Origin of the sequence: Methylorubrum sp. B1-46 (assembly GCF_021117295.1) — a bacterium.
GTDB lineage: Bacteria > Pseudomonadota > Alphaproteobacteria > Rhizobiales > Beijerinckiaceae > Methylobacterium.
On the sequence record NZ_CP088247.1, the window covers coordinates 4959497 to 4984473 of the forward strand.

The window sequence follows — 24977 nt, forward strand, 5'->3', positions numbered from 1 at the left end:
GCTCAATCGTCGTCCGCGTCGGAGGCCTGGATCTGCCCTCGCAGCTCCTCGGAGAGGACGGCCTGCGGACCGGTCACGACGATCTCCGCCTCCGGCCCGAGATCGTCCACGACGTAGGCGTCGGCCGAGATCGGCGCGTCCGGCTTGAGCGGATGGCGGGCAAACGCGTCGTCGCCGACGCTGCGGTAGATCCAGGCGCTGCCCTGCCAGTGCACCACCGCGCTCTCGGGCACGGCGATGCCGCTCGTCTCGCGCTCCGAGGTCAGGAAGGCCAGCGTGCTCATGCCGGGCAGGAGTCCGCTGTCGCCGGCCACGGTGTAGAAGTAGCTGACGCCCTGGATGCGCTGGTCGGTGCGGGTCGCGGGCGAGACGTAGCGGAGTGCCACGCGCTCGCTCTGCGGCGGCACCTCGGCATGGGCGATGGCCGGCGGCGCCTTCAGCGTCTCGCCGGGCGGCAGGGTCACCTGCACGAGGAAGTCGGTCCGCTCGATCAGCCGGGTGATGGCGGGCGCGCGCTCGATGATGGCGCGCCCGATCACCGTGCCCCATTCCTGCTGCGCGGTGGCCGCCAGCGTCCGGACCTGGGACTGCGCCGCGGCGAGCGCCGCCTCGTCGGTGCGGAAGCTGCCCTCGGTGGTCTCGAGCTGGACCTTGGTCGCGTAGGGCCCGAGATTGCGCGCCCGCGCATAGGCCGCCCGCGAGACCTCCGCCTTGGCCTCCGCTGTCTGCAACTGCGCCTTGGCGCTGGCGTAGCTGTTGGTGAGTTCGGTGACGCGCGCGAGGTCGAGGACCGAGCCGAAGGCTTGCACCTCGATGCGGTGAGCCATCCGCTTCTGCCGCGCCGTCTCGACACCGATCCGGTTCTGCTCCTCGTCGCTCAGCCGCACGACGGCGCGGCCGCCCTCGACGGAGACCCGAACCGCTGCAAGGGTCGGCGCGGGCGAGTACGCTGCGGGTGCGACCGCGCTGGACAACCGCGCCTGCAGATCCGAGAAGATCGGCCCCGCGCTGACGCGCAGGCCGGATCCGGCTTCCGTCAGCACGAGTGCGCCGAGCGCACCCACGCCGAGCGCCAGCCCCACGGGCAGGACGACCCGCCGCATCACACCGTCTCCTCAGCCCTCGCGTTCTCCGGCGCGATTTGCCACTTTTGCCCGGTTTTGTTTGCGAGGTCTACCCGAATTGGTGGCGATGCCCACAAGCGGCGAAGAGCGGGGTCCGCCGGCCATGGCGACATAGACCGGGAGCGGCCGGCAGGCACGGGCGGAGAGGTCGGCACGCCTTCAACCGATCCTTCGCACTATCACCGGCTCGCGTCCGATCGCCCGGGAATGTCGATTCCCGACCCTGGACAGGGGCGGGCAATCCGCAGATGAAAAGCGGCCTTGTCCGAGCGAGTTTTTGAGCTTTGCGCGTCGTGAAGAAGTTCTTGAAGAAGGCGAAACTGGCGGCCCTGACGACACGGCGGCCGCCGGCCTCGATCGTCCGCACGCCGTTGCCGGGCTTCGATCCGATCGACTATCTCTACTGGTATCCGGACGTGCGCGTGTTCCCGCAGGGGCCGCTGGTCCACTACATCCATTACGGCTGGCGGGAAGGGCGCGACCCGAGCGCCGGCTTCAGCACCGAGGGCTACCTGCGGGCCAACCCGGACGTGCGTGAGAGCGGCTGTAATCCGCTGGTGCATTTCGTCGAGTGCGGTCTCGCCGAGGGGCGGTGCGGCTGGCAGAAGGATCCGAACGCGCCGCCGCCGAAGCCGCATCCGCTGGATTATCAATCGGGCAAGCTTCTGCCGCCGCCGGGCCGCGCCGCCCAGGGCTGAGGTTGGTCGAGGCCGTGCCCGCAGGCCGAGACGCCGCAGTTACGGACGCCCACGGCCCCTCGGTTGACGGCGACCTCCGGCTATGGCTGTAGGCCTTACTGCGTCCCGTGAGGGTTTAACTCGATCATGTCCGAAGGCGATACACTGGCCAAGGCTCTGGCCGATGTCCGGCAGCGGATGGCCCATCTTCAGGCCGAGTACGAGCGCGTCTCCGCTGAATTGACCAAGCTCCGCGTGGCGGAGAAGTCGCTCGCGGCGATCGTGGAAGGCGCGCCCCTCGGGGATGCCTTGGGCGGTGTGGGCGCGGTCGCCTCGACGTTTTCCGCCGAGGTACGGTCGGGACGTGGCGGGCGCGGCAGCCGTGGACCGCGCGCCAACTCGGCCAAGGGGCGGCTGAAGGCGCTTCTGGAAGGCGCCGGGCCGCAGGGCCTGTCGCATGCCGAGATCGCGCGGCGCCTGCCCGACGTCGCACCCAACACCCTCAACACCTATCTCAGCGTCATGGCCAATAGCGGCGAGGCCGTGCGCCGAGGCGACTTCTACTCGGCCGGAACGCCCGTCTCCGCCGACGAGGCGCCGGAGGACGAGGCCGCTCCGCAGGAATCGGCCGACCGCGACGAGGACGCCGACGTGGCCGAGTGAGGCGGACGCCCCCGGCCCGGATCAATCGGGAAGCGCGAAGACGACGAGGGCGTCGCCGGTGCCGAAGCCGGACGCCTTGGTGAAGGAGGCGCCGCCCGCAGCGACCGCCACGTATTGGCGGCCTTCGACCGTATAGGTGATCGGCGGCCCGCCGATTCCCGCCCCGCACTGGAAGCGCCAGAGGATCTCGCCGGTCTTGGCGTCGTGGGCATCGAGATGCCCGTCCTCCTCGCCCGAGAAGACGAGGCCGCCCGCGGTGGCGAGCGTGCCGCCGGAGAGCCGGCTTGCGGCCGTGCGCGACCACGCCACGGCGCCGCCGCGGGCGAGGTCGACCGCCGTCAACGTCGAGAAGGCCGGTTCGCCCTTCGCCTCGCCGGTCTCGGTGTAGCGGATCTCGCCGCGACCGCCGGCCGCTGGCGCCGTCTTCACCGTGTAGGTCGCCGCCCCGTGCCGCACCTGAGCGAAGGCCAGCCCGCTTCCCGCGTCGTAGGCCACCGGATGCCAGGAGACCGCCCCGAGAGGGCCGGGGCTGACCACCGTGCCTTCCGGGCTCGGCGGCACGAACAGGTTCTTGTGCGTGATGAGAGGGGCGGACTTGCCGAGGAGCCGTCCGTCCGCGCGGTCGTGGACGTAGATCCAGCCGAGCTTACTCGCCTGCGCCACCGCCTTCACCGGCCCTTTCGCGGTGGGATAGTCGAGCAGGAAGGGCGGGCTCGCCACGTCGTAGCCCCATTCCTCGTGGGGCACCTGCTGGAAGTGCCAGCGGAGCTGCCCGGTCCGTACGTCGAGCGCCACGAGGCTCATGGTGTAGAGGTTGTCGCCGGGCCGGGTCAGACCGAAATTCTGCGGCGCCGGGTTGCCGGTGCCGAGATAGATCAGCCCGAGACCGGCGTCATAGGCCGGCGTCATCCAGAGCGAGCCGCCGCCGACCTTCCAGGCCTCTGCGTGCCGGGAGGCTGCAGCCTTTTCCGCGGCGATGTCGCGGTTGAGCGGGATGCCGTCCGGGGTCTTTTCCGCGAAGGCGCCCTCCCAGCCGTCGGCCTTGGTGACGTACCAGCGCCAGCGCTCCTCGCCGGTCTTCGCGTCGTAAGCGGCGAGCCAGCCGCGCCGGCCGTAGCCGCCCTCGATCCCGACCACGGCGCCGCCGTCGAGGCCGCCCCGCTCGTCCTCGACATGGAGGCCGTAGCCGGCGCCCGTCACCCCGGCGATGACGAGACCTTCGGCCACCAGCGGCGGCATCTTGAAGCCCAACCGGCTCGATCCCTGGACCGGCTTATCGCCCAAGGTCGCGGCCAGGGCCGAGGCGGTCTCGGTCTCGCCCTCCTCCGGGCGTACCGCCTCGCGGTCCCAGACCAGTCGACCGGTCTTCGCCTCGAGGGCGATGACGCGCCCGTCCATGGTCGCCTCCAAAACCAGGCCGCCGGACACGGCGACTCCTCTGTTCGAGGGCGGCCCGAAGATCTTCTCCGTGCGTGCCTTGTGGGTGTAGGTCCACAGCACCTTTCCGGACTTCGCCTCCAGCGCCGCCACATGGTTTCCCGTGGTCGAGACGTACATCACGCCCTCCACCACCACCGGCTCGGCCTGGAAATAGCCGGTCACTCCGGTCTGGAAGATCCAGGCGGGACGCAGGCGGGCGACATTGCCGCGGTCGATCTGCGCCAGCGGCGAATGGTGGGTGTTGGAGGCGTCGCGCCCGAAGGCCGGCCAGTCGCCGGAGGGCCGGCCGGTTTCTTGCGCAACGGCGCCGGCGATCGGCAGCAGAGCCGGTAAAAGGAGCAGCCATGCGGCGGCGCTGCGGACAGGGCGCATCTTCGAAGGCCCGACAAGCGGCGTCGTGTGGCGTCTCACGTTCAATCCTCCCGTCCTTTGCTTCCTGGTTACGGTGGACCGGCGATCCTGTCGAACGACCATGACATTTCAGGTGTTGCTTCCTCGCATCCCCGACTTTCTTGGAGCCATCGTCCGTCTGCGCGGTTGTTAGGCACACAGAGGCCGCCGGTGTCCGCACCGGACATCCCAGCAGCGGTCACCTGAATTGAGACGTGAGGACTTGATGCGAACTCTGATTTTGGCCGCGACACTGGCCTTCGCCGGACCTGCTTTCGCCCAGACCGCCGCGCCGACGGCGCCGCGGCCCGGTGCGCCCGTGGTCGGCGGCCAGAACAACACCGGAGCCGACACGAACGTCACGATTCCCCGCGGTAGCACCGGAGCCGACACGGTGCAGACCGATCCGGCGGTGGGCGGCAATGCCAACCAGCCCTCGCGCGCGGTGCCGCAGGGCAGCGGCGGCGGCGGGAGCAGCGGCGCCGGGGGCAACTGAGCCTCGATGACAGGCCGGGCCGGCCTCGTGCCGGACCCGGCTCACACGCGCGCGGCCATCCGCAGCTCGAACTGGGCGCCCTTGCCGGGTTTCAACGTCAATGTCCCGTCGAGCTGGCGAGCGAGATTGCCGATCACGCGCATACCAAGGCTCGCTCTCGCCTTCAGCGGGTCGAAGCCCGGCGGCAGGCCGACGCCGTCGTCGCAGACCGAGACGGTCAACCCGCCATCCTCCCGCATCACCGCCTCGACGCGGATCTCGCCCTGACCTTCGGGATAGGCGTACTTGATCGCGTTGGTCACGAGTTCGTTCACGAACAACCCGAGCGGGATCGCGAGATCGGCCGGCATCGTCACCGCCGCGGCCCGACAGCGCAGCGCGTGGGCGCCCGCACTTTCCGTCAGCTTCTCGCATAAAGCTTCGAGGAAGCCGGCCACATCGATCCGGGTGAGATCGGGCTGGCGCCAGAGCTGGTCGTGAACCTGGGCCACTGCCTCGACGCGGGCGCGTGCATCGGCCAGAGCGCTCTTCACGCTTTCGTTCTCGGTGCCGCGCGCTTGGAGCGCAAGCAGGCCGGCCACCACGGCGAGGCTGTTCTTGACCCGGTGGCTCATCTCGCGGCTCAGGAGGTCCTGTCGCTCCAGCGCGACCTTGAGCTGCGCTTCCGAACGCTGACGCTCGATCGCGCTGCCGAGCAGGTTGGCGAAGCCCTGCATGAAGGCGATGTCGGCCGGGCCGAACACGCCCTCGCGGGTGTCGTCCACCTCCAGCACGCCGTAATGGCCATCCCGATTGGTGATGAGGACGTTCACCGCCCGGCGGATGCCGTGGCTTGCCATCAGTTCCGGTGTTCGGAAGCGGGTTTCGTTCTCCAGATGATTGGAGATGACGGGCCGTCCGGTCTTCAGGGCGTAGCCGGCAGGTGAGGCGAGGTCGGCGCCGATCACCGCGCGGCCGACACAGTCCGGCTCCCAGCCGACGCCGGCGCAGACGAGGAGCACATCCTGGGCCGGCTGGTATTCGAGCGCCTTGCAGAACTGGGCTTGCATCCCCTCCGCACAAAGTTCGGTCGCCCGCTGCAGGAGCGGAAGGAGTTCGGTGGCGCGCAGCGCCTCCACGCCGAAGTCGGACAGGATTGCCTGCTGGCGCAGCCGAAGGTCCAGGGCCTCCGGCGAAATCTCGGTCATGGGGTCGTCTCAGGGTTCCCTGGATGCGGGTCTTCGCGCACGCACTGCGCGATTGCAGACGACCGTGTCGGCAATGTGGGAGAGATGCGGTTGCGATGAGAGATGGATTGTGAAGTTCAAATGGAAAGGGCCGGCCGAACCGCGCCCTTCCCTGCCTGGCCTGTCTCAGGGCTTGGCGTCGAGGAGCTTTTCCGCGCGGGTGACGGCTGCCTCGCAGCCCTTGGCGTCGCCCTTGCCGTCGGCGGTGCGGGCTTCCTCCAGGGCGACCCGAGCCTGCTGGGCTTGGTCCCCGCCCTTGCCGGCTTCCGCCGATTTTTCGGGAGGTGCCTCGCGTCGGTCGGTCTGCCCGCCGGTGCCGGTCTGTCCCTCGCCCTCGCGATGGGCGGCGACGGTCTTGCTGCCGGTCGAGGCGGCGATCGACTCCGAGGCCTCGGCCTTCGCCCGTCCGTCCAGGGCGGCGATCCGGTCGGAGCAGGGCGAGGCGAGGGCCGGTCCGGCCAGCAGTGTTGCGAGAAGCGGTAGGCAGAAGGCGGCGCGTGCGGCCTGCATCATGGAGGGGCATCCTCTTCGTGGCGAATAGCGACGGAGAAAGCCGCGAGGACGCGTCCGGGTTGCCAGATGAACCGATGAGACCGCCCCTGCGATGGGAGCATGGCGGCGTCGTCGTGTCGGGAACGGCCGATCAGGCGGCCTTGATCGTCGAGAGGAAGCCGCTCACGGCGGTGCCGAGTTGTGCGGAGCGGCGGGTGAGTTCCGAGGCCGAAGCGAGAACCCGAGCCGAGGCGGCGCCGGTCTGACCCGCCACGTCCCGCACGGCCGCGATGTTGCCGGTCACGGAGTGGGTGCCCTGCGCCGCCTGGGCCACGTTGCGCACGATCTCCTGTGTGGCGGCGCCCTGCTGCTCCATCGCCGCGGCCACGCCGCCGGCGATGGCCTGCAGCTCGACGATGGTTCGGCCGATCGCCTGGATGGCATCCACCGCCTGCCGCGTCTCGCTCTGGATGTCGCCGATCTGCGCGGCGATCGTCCGGGTGGCCTGGCTCGTCTGCGCGGCCAAGTCCTTGACCTCGCCCGCGACCACGGCAAAGCCCCGTCCCGACTCGCCGGCCCGCGCCGCCTCGATCGTGGCGTTCAGCGCCAGCAGGTTGGTCTGGCCGGCGATGCTCGAGATCATGCCGACGACGGCGCCGATCTTCTCCGCACCTTCGGACAGGTTGCGGATGATCGCATCGGTGCGTGCGGCATCGGCGGCCGCCCGGTCGGACATGCCGGAGGAGCGGGCGACCTGTGCCGCGATCTCGCCGATCGACGAGGCCATCTCCTCGCTGGCGGAGGCGACCGTCTGCACGTTGGCCGACATCTGCTCGGCGGCGCCCGCGACGCTCGCCGATTGCTCGGTGGTGGTAGAGGCCGAGCGCGCCATCTCCTGCGCCGTCGCCTCCATCTCGCCGGCGGCGGAGGCCAGGGCGAGGGAAAGACCGGAGACTTCGACCTCGAAGCTCTGCATGGCCTGATCGAGGGTCCGGGACCGGCGCATCTTCGCTTCCGCGTCGTGGGCTCCGCGCAGGTCCGCGTCGCGGCGGGCAATCATCGCGTCCTTGAACACCTGAACCGCACGGGCCATCGCTCCGATCTCGTCACGCCGGGCCGCACCCTCGACCGGGACCGTGAGATCTCTCGCCGCGAGCCGGCTCATGGTGCCGGTGATGGTGTTGATCGGCCGGGCGACGCCGCCGACCACGGTCACGACGCCGAAGGCGAGGCCGCCGCAGGCCAGCAGCAGACAGGCCAGAATCGCCCCGCCCGACCAGCCGGCTGTGACCTGCGAGCGGGCGAACTCGGCCTGGCTCTCGCGGAGCTGCAGGGCGGTGAGCTTCGACATGGTCTGATGGAATTGCGGCATCCGCAGCAGCAGGGTCTCGTGCGCGGCGGCGTGTGCGTCGAGATCGCCCTGGGTCAACTGTGCGACGAGATCGGCGACCATCGCCCCGTTCCGGGTCATCTGCCCCTGCATCACCGCCACGAGCTTCGTCTCCTCGTCGGTGAGGTGGGTCGACACGTAATCGGACCAGGCCTTGCCGAGTTCGCGCGCGCTCCGCTCGATCGCAGCCGCGGCCACCTTCGGAACGCTCTGCCCCTCGGCAGCACCGCGCGACGTCTCGATGATGTGGTCGTAGCTGTCGCGCATAGCCAGAAACTGGCTCAGCGGGATCAGCCGATCCTCGAAATTCGTCCTGAGGCTCGCGTTGCTCCAGTAGAGCCCAAAACTGCCGACACCTGTCGAGATCAGGAGCAGCAATCCCATGAACGACAACATGAGAATCAGGCGGCTCTTGATCGTCACGGGCAACATGCAGGGCACCCCAGGGCGTTTCTCGCTTTGAGACCGATCCTGGCGCCGAAAGATGCAAGATAAGTAAAATATGTTGGTTCAAGCCGGAGTAAAATGCCGACAGCCGATACAATCTCAAGCTCGGAAGCGAGCCCGGAAGCGGGCGTTGCGAGGAGTTTCGCCGTTTGCCGGCACGATCGCGCGGATCATCCGCGCTGACGGGGTCCCGCAGGCGACGAAGAGAAGCGCCCCCGATGCGACCGGCCGAACCTCGCGAGAGGTGTGGTTGGCCGCGTCGAGGGCGCTTGTCGCGGACTCGGATGCGGACCGATCCCGGCTTTGGGCCGGGATCGGAGCGCGGATCAGGTGCTGAGCTGGTCGCGCAGCGGCAGCTCGCGCACCCGGCGTCCCGTGGCGGCGAAGACCGCGTTGGCGATGGCCGGCGCGACCGGGGGCACGCCCGGCTCGCCGACGCCGCCGAGCGGGCTGTCGTAGTCGTTCGAGGGCACGAGATGGACCCGCACCACCTTCGGGGCGGCGTCGATGCGGATGACCTCGTAGCCGTCGTAGTTCGCCTGTTCGGCCCGGCCGTTCTTGAAGGTGATCTTCGAGGTGAGCGCGAGGCCCATCCCCATGACCACCGCGCCCTCCATCTGCGAGCGGACGCGCTCCGGGTTCACCTGCGGCCCGCAATCGACGGCGATGTCGATGGCGTGGACCTTCACCCCACCCTTGTCATCAACCTCCACCTCGGCTGCGACCGCGGTGTAGGTGACGAAGCTGTAATGGCCGGCGATGCCCAGCCCCCGGCCCTTCTCCAGCTTGCGGCCCCACTTGGCGCCGTCGGCCACCGTCTCGATCACGCGGCGCAGGCGGCCGGTATCGACGGGGTAGCGCTTCGGATCCTCGCCGTAGTTCCAGACGTCGCCGATCTCAGTCGGATCAATCTTCCGGGCCGGGCCGATGAGTTCGAGGAGGTAGTCCTTCGGGTCGCGGCCCGCCGCGTGCGCGAGTTCGGCCACGAAGGACTGGATCGCGAAGGCGTGCGGGATGTTGGAGACCGAGCGGAACCAGCCGATCCGGGTATGGGCGGAGGCTTCCGGGTTCTCGAAGCGCAGGTTCTTCAGGGCGAGCGGGTTGTTGACGAGGCCCATGCCGAGCTCGAACGGCAGCTCATGCTTCGGGTCGGGCGCGAAGATCGAGCCGATCGTCGGCGCCACCGAGCGGTGGAGCCACGCCACCGGCATGCCCTTGTCGTCGACGCCCGCCTCGATCCGCTCGACCGAGATGGTGTGGTAGTAGCTGTGCTGGATGTCGTCCTCGCGGGTCCAGACCAGCTTGACCGGCTGGCCGTCCATGGCCTGCGAGCAGAGGGCAGCCTCGACCACGTAGTCGGGCTTCGACTTGCGGCCGAAGCCGCCGCCGAGCAGCGTCACGTTCACCCGCACCTTGTCGGCAGGCAGGTTGAGGCGCTTGACCACCCGGTCGTGCGCCGCCTGCGGACCCTGGGTGCAGGCCCAGATCTCGCAAGCGCCGTCCTTGATGCGGGCGACCGCGGCCGGCGGCTCCATCGGCGCCTGGGCGAGGTGGGGCACGAAGTACTCCGCCTCGAACTTCGCCTTGGCGGTCTTCATCGCCGCATCGACGTCGCCGGCCACCCGCACGACCTTGCCGGGCTTGCGTGCGGCGGCTTCGAGTTCCTTGCGGAAGGCGTCGGTGTCGTAGCCGGCGTTCGGGCCATCATCCCAGGTGATCTTCAGGGCCTCGCGGCCCTTCATCGCCGCCCAGGTGTTCTTGGCGATCACCGCGATGCCGCCGAGCGGCATGAACTCGGACGGGATCTCGCCGCCCTCGATCTTGAGGATCTTGACCACGCCCGGGACCTTCTTGGCCTCGGTGTCGTCGTAGCTCACGACCTTGCCGCCATAGACGGCCGGGCGCGCGACGACGGCGTAGAGCATCCCGTCGAGCTTCACGTCGAGGGCGTAGATTGCCTTGCCGGTGGTGATGTCGTGGTTGTCGATGAGGCCGATCTTGCCCTTGCCGATATAGCGGAAGGCCTCCGGCTTCTTGAGCTGCACGCTCTCGCGGGCCGGCACCGGCAGGGCGGCAGCGGCCTCGGCCACGTCGCCGTAGCCCAGCTTACGGCCGGACTTGGCGTGGGTCAGAACGTGACCCTCGGCCTTCACCTCACCCGCGGGCACGCCCCACTGCTTGGCGGCGGCCTGGATCAGCATCAGCCGCGCGGCGGCACCCGCATGGCGGAAATGCTGGAAGAAGTGGCGCAGCGAGCGCGAGCCGTCGGTGTCCTGGTTGCCGAAATGAGTCTCCTCGCCCCAGGCCTGGACCACCTTCACCTTCGACCAGTCGGCCTCCAGCTCGTCGGCAACGGTGAAGGCGATCGAGGTGCGAACGCCCTGGCCCATCTCGGAGCGGTGGTTGGTGACGGTGACGGTGCCGTCACGCGCGATCGCGACGAAGACCTTCGGATCGTCGCGCCAGCCGTTCGGCATGCCGTCGGCGCCGAACTTCTTAGCCTTCTGCTCCTCGGTCTGGCCCTCGTCGGCCTTGGCACGGTCCGAGAGCGAGAGGGCGAGCACCAGGGCGCCCATGCCGCCGAGGATGCCGCGGCGGCTGACATTGTCGAGCCGGACCGGGCCGGCGGAATCCTTGGAGGCGGCGAGTTCGGCCATCAGCTTGGCTTCGTGAATCACAGGCGCTCTCCCTTGTTCGCGGGCGCCGTCTGGCCGGCAGCCTGATGGATCGCGGCGCGGATGCGCGGATAGGTGCCGCAGCGGCAGATGTTGCCGCTCATGTTCTCGTCGATCTGGGCGTCGGTTGGCTTCGGGCTGTCCTTGAGGAGCGAGGCCGCCTGCATGATCTGGCCGGTTTGGCAGTAGCCGCACTGGGCCACGTTCAGGTCGCGCCACGCCACCTGGACCGGGTGGTTGCCGTCGGGGGAGAGCCCCTCGATCGTCGTGATCTCCTGGCCTTCCGCCGCCGAGACCGGGGTGATGCAGGCCCGCGCGGCAGTGCCGCCGAGATGGACCGTGCAGGCGCCGCACTGGGCGATGCCGCAGCCGAATTTGGTGCCGGTGAGGCCGAGCTCGTCGCGCAGGTACCAGAGCAACGGCATTTCGGGATCGCCGTCGAAGCTGCGTTCGGCTCCATTGACCGTGAGTTTTATCATCGCTGCCATCTGCCGTTTCAGAAGGAAGGGCGCGCGAGCGGCTGGAATGCGCGCCCGGCGGCCGGATCGATCTTCCGTTCCCCTTGGATGCCGTACCGGGACCGATCCGAGGCCCGACGGGCGGGTGGAGCGGTGCCGTGGCGGCCGGTTCACGGGCGAAGCCGTCCGGCTCTTGACTGTGCCTGTCGTCGATCGCGGGGGCGGCGTTGTCGCTCCGCCGCGACGATGCGGACGCCGTGAGGCGGCCTCGACTGCATTTCTTATCTGGAATTAATCAGAACTGGGAGGCTGTGGCAATCGCGCGACCGGGTCGTGTCCGATGCTTTGGTGCCCCAGATGCCGGGTCGGGCGCGATGGGCGGCAAACTGCGAAATCGTCTGTGCGATCCCACACACGAACTCGGCAGCAAATGTTGCGTCGAACCGCCCTAACCTCTGCGGCGGTCGTGATCGGCTTTTACGGATTCGGGCAGGCCCGCGTACCAAGCGGCGTAGGGCGTGTTGGCGATCATGCGGCGGTTCTGGTCGGGCGCGCCGTCGGTCCACCAGACCGGCCCGCGCTCGCCGAGCCCGTGCTTGGCGGCATCCACCGCCGCCCGTGCGCACGCGAGCGCCGCCGCCTCGCCGGAACGCTTGGCGGCCCGCACCGCGCGGCGGGCCTCCATAAGGTCACGGACCAAGCGGTCGCGCTGCATGGGTTCGAGGTCGGGCCGGTGACGCCGCCACAGCCGGCCGTGCACGACGATGTAGCGCCCATCCGGTGTTTCCAGCACCCGCATCGTCGCTTCTCCGCGCCGCTTCTCAGGATTTGCCGCCACGATGCCCCGCCGCTTCCGCCCCGTCCGGCACGGCGCCGCAGCGGACGCTTCGCGAGACGGGCCGAGGCGAAGGCGCTCGCTTCGCGCAATGGTTCCGGGGCCGTGTCTCAGGCGAAATCGCCGACTTGGTCGGCGACGATGTCGGGTGCCGTCACCGCGGCGTAGCCCGCCCGCCAGAGACGGTGCTCGTCCGAGCCCGCCGGATGCGGGTTGGCGGCTGCATCCTCGCGCCGCTCGGCCGCCCGGCGGCCGTCGAGATAGGCGGGCATGTTGGTCTCGTCGCCGTCGATGCCTTCGCCGATCGCTTCCATGGTTCGCCCTCCCCTCGCCGCCCGCGAGCCAAACGAATGGGCGAATCTATCATTGCCCGCAGGGATGGCGAGGGGCGGCACAGAACAACCCGCTGCCTTTCCAATGGGGCGGTGTTTGCGTTCGGACCCGGTTCACTTAAGCCGCGCTTAGGCTGACAGCCGCGGCGCCGGCCCCGCCGGAGACGCGTCGGCACTTGGCGCGTTTCACGAACGAGCCTGCACGGCCGGCCGCGTCGGCCGCACGACACAACACCGAGAACGGCCCCGAGAACGGCCCCGAGGACGCCATGAGCCGCCTGGACGAACTGAAGAACGACCCCGCCTTCCGCCAAGCCGCCCTTGCGGTGCGCGGGGCGGCCAGCACCCTGAGCGGCCGGGCCATGACCCACGAGGAGGCCGAGCTTCTGGTGAGCTTCGCGCTCGCCACCTACGCCAATGCCGGCGGCCTCGCCGAGCCGAGCCTGAGCCGGCTGGCCCGCTTCGCCGGCAAGGTCGAGCCCGATGCGAGCTTCGAGAGCCTCGAGAGCATGATGAAGCACTGAGGCCGGCAGGGGGCGCCAGCCCCCTGCCCTCCGTCCTCAGCCGAACGCGCCGACCTCGTGCTGGATGATCCCCGAGATCTCGCGGACCCGCTCGAACATTCGCCGGATCGGCCCGAACAGGGTGTTGTGCTCGGTCTCGTAGGTGCCGACGTCGCGCGGGCCCGGCGGCTCGCCGAAATTGAGGCCAAGCGTCGGGTCGGGCGTCACCGGGTAGATCTCGTCGAGCAGCTTCAGGCAGCCGTCGATGTCGAGGCGCAGGAAGCGCTCCAGCAGCATCTCGCGGGTCAGGCCCGCCTGCGGCCGGAAGTTCGGGATGTGGGCGGCCAGGAACCAGATCCGGTGGATCAGCGCGAGGCGGATCGCGTGGAGCAGGGCGAGCCGGGTCGACATCGTCGCCAGATCCGGCGCCGCCGCCTGGAGGAAGAGGCCGTCGCGGGTGAGCCGACCGAACAGGCGGCGCAGGTCGGGGGCGAGGTTCAGCCGCTCCAGCGCCGCGGCGATGGTGACGAGTTCGTCGCGGCGTGCGTCGCGCCGGGTACGCCGGGCGCGCTCCAGCCACACCGCCGGGTCGAGGGTATCGATATAGGCGCGCATCACGTCGAGGTCGCCGACGCTGGCGGCGTGCTGCACAAGGCGGAAGGCGCGGGAGAAGCGCACCGAATTCTGGCGCATGTGGCGGAACAGCTCCGGCGCCCGGTGCGCGGCGCGGCCGACGCCGTGCAGCGAGTTGGCGAGATAGCCGAGCTGCTGCAGGATCGCGTTGTTGGGGATCGCCCGCATCTGGCGCGGATGGGTGATCGCGGCGGGGCCGCCGCCATCCGACTGGCGCGCGACGGGGCGCGAGCCGGTGCGGTCGATCAGGCTCGGGCCGAAGGTGCCGAGGAGCGCCGCGTAGCCGCGGTCGTCCACCAGCGCTTCCATGTCCTGGCGGACCACGCGGAAGAACTCGGCGGCGAAATCCGCCTCCTCGTAGATCGGGTCGGCACCGGCGGGCGCCGCCTTCTCGTTGAGCGCGTAGTCGGCGAAGGCGTCGTCCTCGGTCAGCGCGTCGGCGAAGACGTGCTCGGCGATGCGCGCCACCGAGGCGCCCGCGAGTTCGGGGGAGCCGAACATCAGGTAGCCGTCCGAGCCCTGGAAGCTCGATTCGAGCCGCTCGCGGATGCCCGCCGCGGCGTCGCGCCGGCGCGAATCCTCCGGCGCGAGATAGGCGAGGCGGTCGCGCAGGGATGTCGGATGGGCGCCGCGGCCGATCGATTCTCCGTGGGTGTCGAAGATGACGAGTTCGATGTCGGACAGCCCGTTCTGCGTCATCAGTTCGGTGATGCGCAGGCGCAGGCGCTCGATCCAGAAGGTGGCGGCCAACTGCCCGACATAGCGCCCGGAATCCGAGTAGCCGAACTGGACGGAGAGCCGGCCGAGCCGCTTGAGGTGGGCGCGCCAATGCGGGTTGCGCAGCGCGTCGTCGAGCACGCGGATGCCCTGTTCCAGCGCGCTCGCCGTCTCGAACAGCGGCGTGATCTCGAGCTTGTCCGAGATGCCGTAGTGGCGCGCGAGCCAGAGGGCGGCGAGCAGGGTGTAGCCGGTCTCGGTCTCGGCGATGAGGAAGCGCACCGGATGGGTGCCGTCGACATGCTTGAGGATCTGAGTGATCGTCATCATCAGCCGCGCGGCCGAGGCGCGCTCGGCGGCGAGCGCCCCGAAATCGACCGGCACTGGGCGCACGTCGTTGAGCAGCGTGTTGATCGCCGAGAGGTGCGAGCGGCGCTGCGCCGCATCGGTCGGTTCGCCCTCGAGTTCGATGACCCGGCGCACCGCGTTGTGGATCTGGCTGGCGTTGAGCCGGAAATGCGGCAGGGCGTTCGACAGGCCGTGGGCGGCCACGCCGGAGCGCAACACGGCGATGGCACGACGATCCGCGTCCGACTCGGCGGCACCGAGCGCGGCGGCGAGACCGGCCAGGATCGGCCCGGCATCGGTCTGCGCCCGCTCCCGCTCGATGATGAGGGCCAGCGCGAAGCGGTGGACCGCCTCCAGGGACGGCTTGGTGCCCAGCAGCGGCGCGCCCGCGAGCTGGCGCTCGACGGCGTCGCGCGCGCCCGCCGTCAGCTCGCGCACGACGCGGGTGGCGGGGATGTCGGGCAGGTCGCGCAGCAGGCGGTCGTACTGCATGCGCTTCGAGATCAGCCGGTAGCGCATCGTGTCCCACCAGCCGATATCGGTGCGGCCGTCGGTATCGCAGCCGACCCAGCTCGCGATGGCGAGTGGCTTGGGCACCAGCTCGGTCCAGCGGTCCGGCCAGCGGGCGCGGGCGGCGTCGAGGATCGCGCCGTTGAAGGCGTCGATGGCCGCGCGGCCGTGGTTGGCGGCGACACAGGCCTGCTCGAACTCGTCGTCGAGGCTGATCTGCGGGTCGGGCCGGGTCGAGCGGGCGGCGGCCTCGCCGATGATCGGGGCGCGCTTGTCGGCATCCGCCAGCGAGGCGGCCCGCGCGATCCGCTCGGCCACCGCCCGCGGCATGCCGAAGGTCGGATGCGCCGTGAACACCGCAGCAAAGGCGGTGCGGCCGACGCGATCGCGGAACGTCTCGAAATCGCCCGAGCCCCGCGACACCGCCGCCACGAGCCGGTTGGCGAGGTCCACCACGGCGGCCGGCTCCCCGGCCGATGTGTCGGCATCGAGGCCGACATAGGCGCGCAGCCGCTCGGCGCGCGCCGTGAGCGCCCGCCGCCGCAGAGTGGCGAGCAGCGCATCGAGATCCGACTCCCCGATCTCGTCGCGGTCGATCCGGCGCGTGATCGCGAGCGTGACGGCCAGGACAGGATTGCGGAACGGATCCTCGCTCGCCTGCTCGCGGGTGCGGGCGACGAGGTCGAGAAGCTCGGCTTCCAGGTCGCGATCGGCCGCTTCGCGACCGTCGACGGTGCGATCCGCGGGTTGCGTTTGGCCGAAGCGGGGGTCTTCGAGGGGCATCGAGCGTTCCTGGTCGTGCGCGGCCGGTGACCGTCGGACGGCGGCGCCCACGCGGTTCTCACCCTTCGGCCCGCGACGCAAGGACCGTTCCTGCAGGGGACCCCGTCTCAAGGCTCCGTGTCCCTGAGCGCGTGCAACGGCGCGTGATCCGGTCTAGGGTCGTGCCGATCATGGAGACCCTGGTGATCCTGGCCGCGGTGGCGGCGACCCTGCTCGCCTGCATCTTCGTGGTCACCCTCTCCAAGGGGCCGCGCCAGCCTCCCCTGCGCCTTCCCCGCGAGGAGGAATGGGCCGACAACGCGGACGAAGTCTCGAAGGTGCTGACCGCCGCCGAACCCAGCCCGATCGACCGCGGGGCGCAGGTGCTCGATGCCCGCGCCCTCGATGCCCAGGTCATGGGCGGCCGGATGGCCGAGGGTCCCGTGATCGAGGGCCGGATCATCGAGGGAGAGGTGGTGGACGGCGCGGCAAGCGTGCGCGGCGCCGGGACATCAAAGAGGTTCGAAGCGGAAGAACTCGATAGCCGGATGCTCGATCAACTTCTCGACCAGCAGAACCGGGCGCTGAAACAGGCGCTGGAGCCCGACGCGACCCCGCCCTCCGAGGCGAAGGACCGGCCGGCCCGATGAGCCCGATGAAACGGAGCGTCCCGATCATCGCCCTCGCGGCGGCGTGGATGGCGGTCGCCCCGGCGACGATCCCTGCCGCCCGCGCGCAGGACGAGGCCCCCGCCGAGTCCGAGGCCGTGCCGGAGGCGCCGAAGCCGAAGCCGCGGCCCAAGCCCAAGCCCAAGCCGAAACCGGAGGCCAAGCCCGAAGCGAAGTCCGACGCCACGCCCGCAGCCTCGGCGCCCGCGGACGCGAAAGCCGTGGACACGAAGCCCGCCGCTGTGCCGGCCGCGGCGGCCCCCGCGGCTGATCCGGCTCCCGTCGCGACGAACTTCGCCGCGCCGCCGGTGGTCTGCGAACCGGACCAGGCGGTCCGCTATCAGGGGGCCAGGAACGTCGATCTGTGGGTGACGCGCAGCGGCACCATCACCATCGACAACCCCCTGCGACCGCTCACGCCCGACGTCACCCGCGTGCTCCAGGTCGTGGTCGCCGGCAAGGTCGCCACCGCCTACGGGCCGGACCTGCTCTCCCTGCGTCGCGGAGGATCGCCGGCGACGCTGGAAGGGACCATCGGCGGGAAGATCCAGTGGAACCCCTCTTTGGTGGCGCTTCCCGACAGCCTTCCGATCAATACCGAGACCAGCGAGCCGCTGGCCGAGCTGCGCTTCCGCGAATGCGGCACCGCGCCCTCGGGCAAGCTGCTGCCGCCGCCCAAGGCCCGCCGCATGGCGCCGACGCCCGAGGCCATCGCGGCCGAGGCGGAGAAGGCTGAGAAGGCGGCCAAGGCCGCGGCGCGCGAGGCCGCGAAAGCCGCGGGCGTGAAGCCACCGCCCGGCGCGCCGCCGCCACGCCTGCCAGGTTCGGCCCTGCCGCAGGGGGCGATTCCCTGACGCAGCCGCCTGCCATCCTCGTGGTGGGCGGGGCCGGCGCCTTCGGGGCGCGGCTCGTCGCCGGGCTCGCCGCTACCACCGATCTCGCCGTGATCGTCGCCGGCCGCGACCGGGCCAGGGCGGAAGCCGTGGCCCGCACCGTGCCGGAGGGGCGCGGCCGGGCGGCGCGTCTCGACGCGACGCGGGTCGAGGCGGCCGACCTGCGCGCGCTCGGCGCCGCCATCGTGGTGGATGCGGCCGGACCGTTCCAGGGCGGCGCGCCGACACTCGCGCGCGCGGCGATCGAGGCCGGCCTGCCCTATCTCGACCTCGCCGACGGCCGTGACTTCGTGGCGGCCTTCCCCGCCCTCGACCCGCTGGCACGGGCCAACGGCGTCGTCGCGCTGACCGGCGCGAGTTCGACCCCTGCCTTGTCGAACGCCGCCCTCGACGCGCTGACCGACGGCTGGCGCTCGGTCGAGACGGTGCGGGTCGTCATCGTGCCGGGCAACCGGGCGCCCCGCGGCCTCTCGGTGATGCGGGCGATCCTCTCCTATGCCGGCCGGCCGGTGCGGCTCCTGCAGGCCGGCACCTGGCGGAGCCGGCCCGGCTGGGGCCTGCTGAGCCGGATCGCCGTGCCGGGCCTCGGCCGGCGCTTCGCCAGCCTGTGCGAGACGCCCGACCTCGACATCCTGCCCGCCCGCTTTCCCCGTCTGCGCACGGCCCTGTTTCGGGCCGGGCTCGAATTGCCCCTGCTGCACCTCGGCCTGAGCCTCGCGAGCCTGCCGGTGCGGTGGCGCCTCCTGCCTTCGCTCGTGCCGTTCGCCCGCCCCTTCCTCGTGATCGCCGGCTGGCTCGATCGCTTCGGCAGCGACAGCGGCGGCATGAGCGTCGAGGTTCTGGGCCGTGATGCGTCGGGCCGGCCGACGCGTGCCGTGTGGAGCCTCGTCGCGGAGGCCGGCGATGGGCCCTCTGTCCCGACCCTGCCCGCCCTTGCTGCGATCCGCCGGCTCACCGATCCCTCCGCCGCACCGATCCCTGTGGGCGCCTATCCGTGCGTCGGCGTGCTGCCGCTCGCTGCGATCGAGGCGGAGATGGACCGCCTCGCCATCCGCACTCGCCGCGACGTCGATCACCCCGTGCCCTTGATCGAGCGGGCGCTCGGAGCCGGCTTCGCGCAACTGCCCGAGGCGGTCCGCGCCCTGCACGGCTCGGTCGGCGATGGCGCCTTCCGCGGCCGGGCCGAAGTCCGGCGCGGACGCGGTCCCGTCGTCGCCCTCGTCGCCCTGCTGTTCCGGCTGCCGCCGGCCATGGCGGACGGGCCGATCCGCGTGACGATCGAGCCCGACCTCGAGGCCGGCGCGGAGCGCTGGACGCGCTGGTTTCCGGGCCGCCGCTTCTCCAGCCGGATGCAGCGCGTCGGATTCGACGGGAGCGGGCAGGTGCGCGAGCATCTCGGCCCGTTCGCGATGGATCTCGCGGTGAGCGGCCACGCGGACGGGCTCGACATGGCGGTGACGGGCTGGCGGCTCGGCCCGCTGCCCCTGCTACACGCCCTGCGGCCGACGACGCAGGCGAGCGAGCGGGTCGATGGAGAGGGCCGCTTCCGCTTCGACGTGGCCCTGTTCCTGCCGCTCCTCGGGCTGCTCGTGCATTACCGCGGCTGGCTGGTCCGCTGCGACGGGAGAGAGGACGAGACCCCATGAGCGACGGTCTGACGGCGGCGCAGGTGATCGAGGCCCTCGCGCTCAAGCCCCATCCGGAGGGCGGGCATTACCGCGAGACGTTTCGCGATCCGCGCCAAGTGGAAGGCCGCTCGGTCGGCACCGCGATCTACTACCTGCTGGGTGTGGGCGAGACCTCGGCCTGGCACCGGGTGGACGCGGCCGAGATCTGGCACTGGCATGCCGGTGCGCCGATGGTGATCACGATGAGCCCCAACGGCCACGACGCCTCGGCCCATCATCTCGGACCTGACCTCCTGCGCGGCCAACGCCCGCAGCTCGTAGTGCCCGCGGGGCACTGGCAGACGGCGACCAGCCTCGGCGCCTGGACGCTCGTCGGCTGCACGGTCTCGCCGGGCTTCGCGTTCGCGGGCTTCGAGATGGCGCCGGAAGATTGGCGCCCGACCCCGCGGCGCTGACGGCGGGGCGGCGTGCGGGACTTCGACCGAGGCCCCCAGGCGACCCGATCCGGTGCTACAGCGTCACCAGAATCTTCCCGAACACCTTGCGCGATTCCAGGCGCTCCAGCCCCTGCGCGAAGTCGGCGAGCGGCAGCACCGTATCGACGACGGGGGTGAGGCCGGCGGCCATCTTGTCGAGGCTCTGGCGGATGTTGGCGATGCGGCAGCCGAACGAACCGGTGATGCGGTACTGCTGCTGGAACAACTGCATCAGGTTCATCTGCACCGAGACGCCCGAGGTCGAGCCGCAGGTGACGAGTCGCCCGCCCCGCTTGAGGCAGAGCAGCGAGCCGTTCCACGTCTCGGGCCCGACATGCTCGAACGCGACGTCGACGCCCTTGCGCTTGGTCAACCGCCGCACCTCGCCCTCGAAGCGCTCCTCGCGGTAGTTGATGACGTGGTCGGCGCCGAGCGCCTTGGCCTTCTCGCCCTTCGCGTCGTCGCCCACCGTCGTGTAGACCGTGCAGCCGATTGCCTTGGCCATCTTGATCGCCGCCGTTCCGATTCCCGAGCCGCCGGCCTGGACGAGGATCGACTCGCCGGGCTCCAGCCGCGCGTTATCGAACAGCATGTGCTGGACGGTGCCGAAGGCGATGCCGGCGCAGGCCGCCTGGACGTGATCGACGCCACCCGGCACCTTCACAACGAGCCGGGCCGGCAGGTTGACCCGCTCGCGGGCGAAGCCGTCGAGATGGAAGCCCATGACCCCGGAGACGTCCTCGCACAGGTTGTCGCGGCCTTCGCGGCAGGCGCGGCACGTCCCGCAGGTCAGGGCGCCGTAGGGCACCACGGCATCGCCGACGGAGAGCCCCTCGACGCCTTCGCCGACCGCCGCGATCTCGCCCGCGGCCTCCGCGCCGACGGTGAGCGGCAGCTTGCGCTTGGCGAACGCCATGCCGCGAAAGCCCCACACGTCGATGAAGTTGAGCCCGACCGCGCGCACCCGGAGCTGCACCTCGCCCGGCCCGGGCGCGGGCGGCGGCTCGACTTCGGTCAGGCGCAAGTCGCGGTCGCCGAAGAGCTGGAGGGCTTGCATCAGGATCGATCTCGTCTGCGCGGAGGAGGGCTCGTCACCCTCCTCGAAGATGGCGGTTGCCGCGCGGAAACCCTGCCCCGCTTCGCGGCGCCGGACGTGTCCGGGCAGCCGGGCTTATCGTTCGAAACCGGCCGCGGCTCAATCCGGTGGCGGGCTCCGGCTCGAAACGGCGGCAGGGATCTCGGCCAAGAGCATGAAAGAAGAAAAACAATTCGAGGTTGAAAGGTCTTGCCGATGTCGTTTGCGATTGATCCATTGTGGCGAGCGACTGTTCAGTAATAGGGGCGTGACTTTCCGATTCGAACGTGTTTCTGGCGCCGGATGAGCGTGCACATGACAGTCTGGCCGATCGGCAGCGGCGAGATGGTCGAGCGTATCCGGACTTTTGCCTGGGCGACGACGGGCCTGGGTCCGATGCAGGACTGGCCGCAGAGTCTGAAGACGGCCGTGGAGATGACGGTCGGCTCGGCCCTGCCGAGCCTGCTCGCCTGGGGGCCGGACCTCACGCTCCTCTACAACGACGCCTACATCCCCATCCTCGGCGCCAAACACGCGGCGCTCGGGTCTCCGCTCGCCGAAGTCTGGCCGGAAGTGTCCGATCACGGGATGATCGCGGCCGCGCTCCGGGGCGAGACGCAACGCCACACGGATGAGTTCTTCGAATTGCCGTCCCGCGCGGAGCGGCCGGTCGGCTGGTTCACCGCGAGCTGGATTCCGCTCCGGGACGAGGCCGGCACGATCCGAGGTCTGTACGCCGTGATCTTGGAGAATACGGCGCGCATCCTCGCCGAACAGGCCCTGCGGGAGAGTGAGGAGCACCTGCGTCACACCGTCGAGTTCAATCCGCAGATCTCATGGACGGCCGACCGGGACGGGGCCATCGACTTCATCCCCACGCGGTTCCGCGAATGGACGGGCGTCAGCGGTTACGGGAAGAGCTGGATCGAGGTGCAGCACCCGATCGACGCCCAGGCCACGATCGAGCGCTGGATGACGTGCGTCCGCACCGGCGAGCCGCTCGATATCCAGCACCGCGTGCGCATAAACGGCTCGGATGCGTATCGGTGGTTGCGGTCCCGCGCCTATCCGCGTCGCGACGCGCAGGGCAGGATCGTCCGCTGGTACGGAAGCACCGAGGACATCCACGATTTCAAGATCACCGAACAGGCCCTTCGCCAGCGCGAGGAGCAGCAGGCCTTCCTGCTCCGGCTCAGTGACGCGCTCCGTCCCCTCGCCGATACCGCCGCGATACAGGCCGAAGCCTGTCGCCTCCTGGGGGACCACCTCGATGCGGACCGCACCTTCTGCGCAGCGATCGAGCGGCCGAAGGACCAGTTGGTCGTGGAGCGGGAGTATCTGCGCAAGCCGTTGCGACGCGGCTATGTGGGCATGCATCCCCTCTCGCGTGTCCGCTGGCTGGCCCCGCTCTATCAGGCGGCGAAGCCGGCCGTCCTGACCGATGTCTCCGCCACCGATCTGATACCGGAGGCGGATCGAGCGATCCTGCAGGAGAGGCAGTTCGTCGCCTGGATCGGAGCGCCCCTCGTCAAGCAAGGCGAATTGGTCGGGACGCTCAACGTCATCTGCGCCGAGCCGCGCGACTGGACCGAGTCGGAGGTCGCGCTCGTCGTCGAGACCGGGGAGCGCATCTGGGCGGCGATGGAGCGGGCCCGTGCCGAGAGGAGCGTGCGCGAGGCCGACATGCGGCTGCGCACCATGGCCGACGCCGCGCCGGTCCTCCATTGGGACGTGGACACTCAGGGCGCCATCTTCGTCAACGAGCACTACCTCGCCTTCTTCGGCGTGGACTTCGACGTCCTCGCGCGCGACGGCTGGGAGAGGTTCCTGCATCCCGCGGATGCGGAGCGGCATGTCGCTCTCTTTCGGGAGGCGTTCGCGCAAGGCCGTCCCTTCGCCGACGAGGCCCGGTTCCGCCGCGCCGACGGACAGTACCGCTGGCTCAGCAGTTCGGGCCGGCCGCTGGAGGATGGCCGCTTCGTCGGCGTCTCGATCGACGTGACCGAGCGACGGCAGGCCGAGGAGCGCGTCAGGCGCAACAACGCCGTTCTTCAGGCAATCAATCTCGTCTTCAGCGAGACGCTCGGCGCGTCATCGGAAGAGAGTCTGGCGCGCATCTCCCTCGATCTGGCCGAGGAACTGACCGACAGCGCCATCGGCTTCATGGGCGAGATCGACGAGGCGACCGGGCGCCTCGACGGCCTGTTCTTCAGCGACCGGAGCCGGGCCCATTACGCCGTGCTGGCGGGTGAGGGAGGCAGCGGTCTCCCGCCGGGCAAATTGGACCTGGGTCTTGCCGTTCACGGCATCTACGGGCGGGTGCTGCGGGACGGGGAAAGCTTCATCGTCAACGACCTCGCCTCCCACCCCGATCGCGTCGGCACGCCCGCCGGCCACGTGCCGTTGACCGCCTTTCTCGGTGTCCCGCTGAAGCAGGGCGACAAGACCCGGGGCCTGATCGGACTCGGCAACCGCCTGGGTGGCTACCGCCCGGAGGATCTGGAGGCGGTCGAGGCGCTGGCGCCCGCGATCTGGCACGCCCTTCGGGCGAAACGCGCCGAGCTGCGCCTGCGCGAGAGCGAGGAGCGCTTCCGGCAATTTGCCGAGGCCTCGTCCGACGTGCTCTGGATCCGCAACGCGGAGACGCTCGAAATGGAGTTCATCAGTCCGGCGCTGCGGACCGTGTACGGCGTCGATCCGGATATTCTCGGGGGCGATGTCCGGCAATGGGCCCGCCACATGCTGCCGGAGGATCGCGAGCGCAGCTTCATGAATCTGCAACGGGTGGCGGGCGGCGAGTCGCTGGTCAACGAATTCCGGATCCAGCGCCCCGTCGACGGCGCCTTCCGCTGGATCCGTAGCACGCTCTTCCCCCTGCGCGACGAGCAGGGCCGGGTGCGGCGCATCGGTGGTTTGTCCTCCGACACCACCGAGGCCAAGCTGTTGACCGGGCACCAAGCCGTGCTGTTGGCCGAACTGCAGCACCGGGTTCGCAACATCATGGCGGTGACCCGCTCGATCGTCGCCCGCACCGGCGAGCGGGCGGAGTCCGTGGCGGATTACGCGTCTCTCGTCGGCGGACGGCTTCTCACGCTCTCCCGCGTCCAGGCGCTTCTCACCCGCTCCGCCAATGCGGGCGTGCCGGTGGCGACCATCGTCCACGACGAGGTAAGCGCCCAGGCCCTGCGCGAGGACCAGTACGACCTGTCCGGACCCGAAGTCGAACTGTCGCCCAAGGCCGCGGAGATCCTGACCCTCGCGGTGCACGAACTGGCGACGAACGCGCTGAAATACGGTGCGCTGGGGGTGCCGGAGGGCCGCGTGCGGGTGCGTTGGGCTCTGTTCGAGAAGCGCGGCGAAACCTGGCTGGGCTTCGATTGGGTCGAGGCGGGCGCTCCAAACGCGGCGCAGGACGTGAGCCGAAACGGGCACCCCGCCTCCGTCCGCAATGGCTTCGGCCGTGAATTGGTCGAAGGGCGCCTGCCCTACGAGCTGGGCGGACGCGGCCGCCTGGAGATCGGCCCGGACGGGGCCCGGTGCCGCCTCGAATTTCCGCTGCGCGACGAAGCGAGCATTCTGGAAACGGATGCCCCGCAGCGTGCGACCGTGTCCGGAGGAGCGCTCGACATGACCGGCCAAGCAGACCTGAGCGGCCACCGCGTCCTCGTGGTGGAGGACGATTACTACCTCGCGACCGACACCGCCCGCGCGCTTCAGGGAGCGGGGGCGGAGGTGATCGGCCCCTGCCCGACCGAGGAGGCCGCCCGCGAGGCCCTCGAGGACGGCCGGCCGGCGGCGGCTCTGGTGGACATCAACCTAGGCTCCGGACCGTCCTTCACCCTGGCGGCCCTTCTGCGCGAGCGCGGCGTGCCGTTCGTGTTCATCACGGGCTACGACGAGGGCGTGATCCCACCGGACTTCGCCGATGTGGGGCGCCTTCAAAAGCCGGTCGAGCTGAAGCGCGTCGTCCATTTCCTCGCCGACACGCTGCTGGCCGAGCCGTAGATCGACGCCCGAGGAGCGTCCGGGATATCGGCCGGGGCGATGCTCTCGGCCCATGTTTCGACGCGTCTTCCGCCAAGAGCCTGCGGCTGCCTCTCGGGTGGCGTTCCGAGGGCC

The 24977-nt window shown here is 70.2% G+C and carries 20 protein-coding genes; 9 read left to right on the forward strand and 11 right to left on the reverse strand.

Annotated elements, in window-relative coordinates:
• Positions 1–2: 2 nt before the first annotated feature.
• Positions 3–1103: an efflux RND transporter periplasmic adaptor subunit gene (locus LPC10_RS22995; protein ID WP_231344560.1), complete on the reverse strand. Its 1101-nt coding sequence runs from the start codon at positions 1101–1103 to the stop codon at positions 3–5.
• A gap of 305 nt (positions 1104–1408) precedes the next feature.
• On the opposite strand from LPC10_RS22995, the gene LPC10_RS23000 reads away from it, so the two are divergent.
• Positions 1409–1822, forward strand: a complete 414-nt coding sequence (locus LPC10_RS23000; RefSeq protein ID WP_231344561.1) for a hypothetical protein — start codon at positions 1409–1411, stop codon at positions 1820–1822.
• A gap of 126 nt (positions 1823–1948) precedes the next feature.
• Entirely contained in the window at positions 1949–2464 is a 516-nt protein-coding gene (locus LPC10_RS23005; protein ID WP_231344562.1) for a hypothetical protein, read from the forward strand.
• Between the two features lie 21 nt (positions 2465–2485).
• Here LPC10_RS23005 and LPC10_RS23010 read toward each other — a convergent pair whose 3' ends face one another.
• A complete protein-coding gene (locus tag LPC10_RS23010; protein WP_231347129.1) occupies positions 2486–4276 on the reverse strand; it encodes a PQQ-binding-like beta-propeller repeat protein in 1791 nt (596 codons plus the stop codon).
• Between the two features lie 244 nt (positions 4277–4520).
• On the opposite strand from LPC10_RS23010, the gene LPC10_RS23015 reads away from it, so the two are divergent.
• The gene (locus LPC10_RS23015) at positions 4521–4790 is read left to right on the forward strand and encodes a hypothetical protein (RefSeq protein ID WP_231344563.1); all 270 of its coding nucleotides are present in this window, start codon (positions 4521–4523) and stop codon (positions 4788–4790) included.
• 41 nt (positions 4791–4831) lie between these two features.
• On the opposite strand, the gene LPC10_RS23020 is transcribed toward LPC10_RS23015, so the two are convergent.
• The 7 genes from LPC10_RS23020 to LPC10_RS23050 form a co-directional block, all read right to left on the reverse strand.
• On the reverse strand, positions 4832–5977 hold the full coding sequence (locus LPC10_RS23020; RefSeq protein ID WP_231344564.1) for a sensor histidine kinase: 1146 nt from the start codon (positions 5975–5977) through the stop codon (positions 4832–4834).
• 165 nt (positions 5978–6142) lie between these two features.
• Positions 6143–6529, reverse strand: coding sequence for a hypothetical protein (locus tag LPC10_RS23025; protein ID WP_231344565.1), 387 nt, complete (start codon positions 6527–6529; stop codon positions 6143–6145).
• Positions 6530–6659: 130 nt separating this feature from the next.
• The gene (locus LPC10_RS23030; RefSeq protein ID WP_231344566.1) at positions 6660–8330 is read right to left on the reverse strand and encodes a methyl-accepting chemotaxis protein; all 1671 of its coding nucleotides are present in this window, start codon (positions 8328–8330) and stop codon (positions 6660–6662) included.
• Between the two features lie 341 nt (positions 8331–8671).
• Entirely contained in the window at positions 8672–11023 is a 2352-nt protein-coding gene (locus LPC10_RS23035) for a xanthine dehydrogenase family protein molybdopterin-binding subunit (protein ID WP_231344567.1), read from the reverse strand.
• On the reverse strand, positions 11020–11499 hold the full coding sequence (locus tag LPC10_RS23040) for a (2Fe-2S)-binding protein (RefSeq protein ID WP_108943105.1): 480 nt from the start codon (positions 11497–11499) through the stop codon (positions 11020–11022). The genes LPC10_RS23035 and LPC10_RS23040 overlap by 4 nt, the downstream gene beginning before the upstream one ends.
• A 427-nt stretch (positions 11500–11926) precedes the next feature.
• Positions 11927–12277, reverse strand: coding sequence for a hypothetical protein (locus tag LPC10_RS23045; protein ID WP_231344568.1), 351 nt, complete (start codon positions 12275–12277; stop codon positions 11927–11929).
• A 146-nt stretch (positions 12278–12423) separates the two neighbouring features.
• The gene (locus LPC10_RS23050; RefSeq protein ID WP_231344569.1) at positions 12424–12627 is read right to left on the reverse strand and encodes a hypothetical protein; all 204 of its coding nucleotides are present in this window, start codon (positions 12625–12627) and stop codon (positions 12424–12426) included.
• Between the two features lie 287 nt (positions 12628–12914).
• Between LPC10_RS23050 and LPC10_RS23055 the strand changes: the two genes are divergently transcribed.
• Complete coding sequence (locus tag LPC10_RS23055) at positions 12915–13169, forward strand: hypothetical protein (RefSeq protein ID WP_012456739.1); 255 nt, start codon at positions 12915–12917, stop codon at positions 13167–13169.
• Positions 13170–13205: 36 nt separating this feature from the next.
• Here LPC10_RS23055 and LPC10_RS23060 read toward each other — a convergent pair whose 3' ends face one another.
• Complete coding sequence (locus LPC10_RS23060) at positions 13206–16139, reverse strand: phosphoenolpyruvate carboxylase (protein ID WP_231344571.1); 2934 nt, start codon at positions 16137–16139, stop codon at positions 13206–13208.
• Positions 16140–16282: 143 nt separating this feature from the next.
• Between LPC10_RS23060 and LPC10_RS23065 the strand changes: the two genes are divergently transcribed.
• From LPC10_RS23065 to LPC10_RS23080, 4 genes are read left to right on the forward strand one after another with little or no spacing between them, the layout of a single operon-like run.
• A complete protein-coding gene (locus LPC10_RS23065) occupies positions 16283–16768 on the forward strand; it encodes a hypothetical protein (RefSeq protein ID WP_231344572.1) in 486 nt (161 codons plus the stop codon).
• A gap of 5 nt (positions 16769–16773) precedes the next feature.
• Positions 16774–17640 (forward strand): hypothetical protein, encoded by an 867-nt coding sequence (locus LPC10_RS23070; RefSeq protein WP_231344573.1) that lies wholly within the window; start codon positions 16774–16776, stop codon positions 17638–17640.
• A gap of 23 nt (positions 17641–17663) precedes the next feature.
• Positions 17664–19325 carry an SDR family oxidoreductase gene (locus tag LPC10_RS23075; protein ID WP_231344575.1) on the forward strand — a complete coding sequence of 554 codons (1662 nt, stop codon included), beginning with the start codon at positions 17664–17666 and terminating at the stop codon, positions 19323–19325.
• Positions 19322–19762 (forward strand): cupin domain-containing protein, encoded by a 441-nt coding sequence (locus tag LPC10_RS23080; RefSeq protein ID WP_231344576.1) that lies wholly within the window; start codon positions 19322–19324, stop codon positions 19760–19762. The genes LPC10_RS23075 and LPC10_RS23080 overlap by 4 nt, the downstream gene beginning before the upstream one ends.
• A gap of 55 nt (positions 19763–19817) precedes the next feature.
• Here LPC10_RS23080 and LPC10_RS23085 read toward each other — a convergent pair whose 3' ends face one another.
• On the reverse strand, positions 19818–20840 hold the full coding sequence (locus LPC10_RS23085; protein ID WP_231344577.1) for a zinc-binding dehydrogenase: 1023 nt from the start codon (positions 20838–20840) through the stop codon (positions 19818–19820).
• A 333-nt stretch (positions 20841–21173) separates the two neighbouring features.
• Between LPC10_RS23085 and LPC10_RS23090 the strand changes: the two genes are divergently transcribed.
• Complete coding sequence (locus LPC10_RS23090) at positions 21174–24863, forward strand: PAS domain-containing protein (RefSeq protein WP_231344578.1); 3690 nt, start codon at positions 21174–21176, stop codon at positions 24861–24863.
• The last annotated feature ends 114 nt before the right edge of the window (positions 24864–24977 follow it).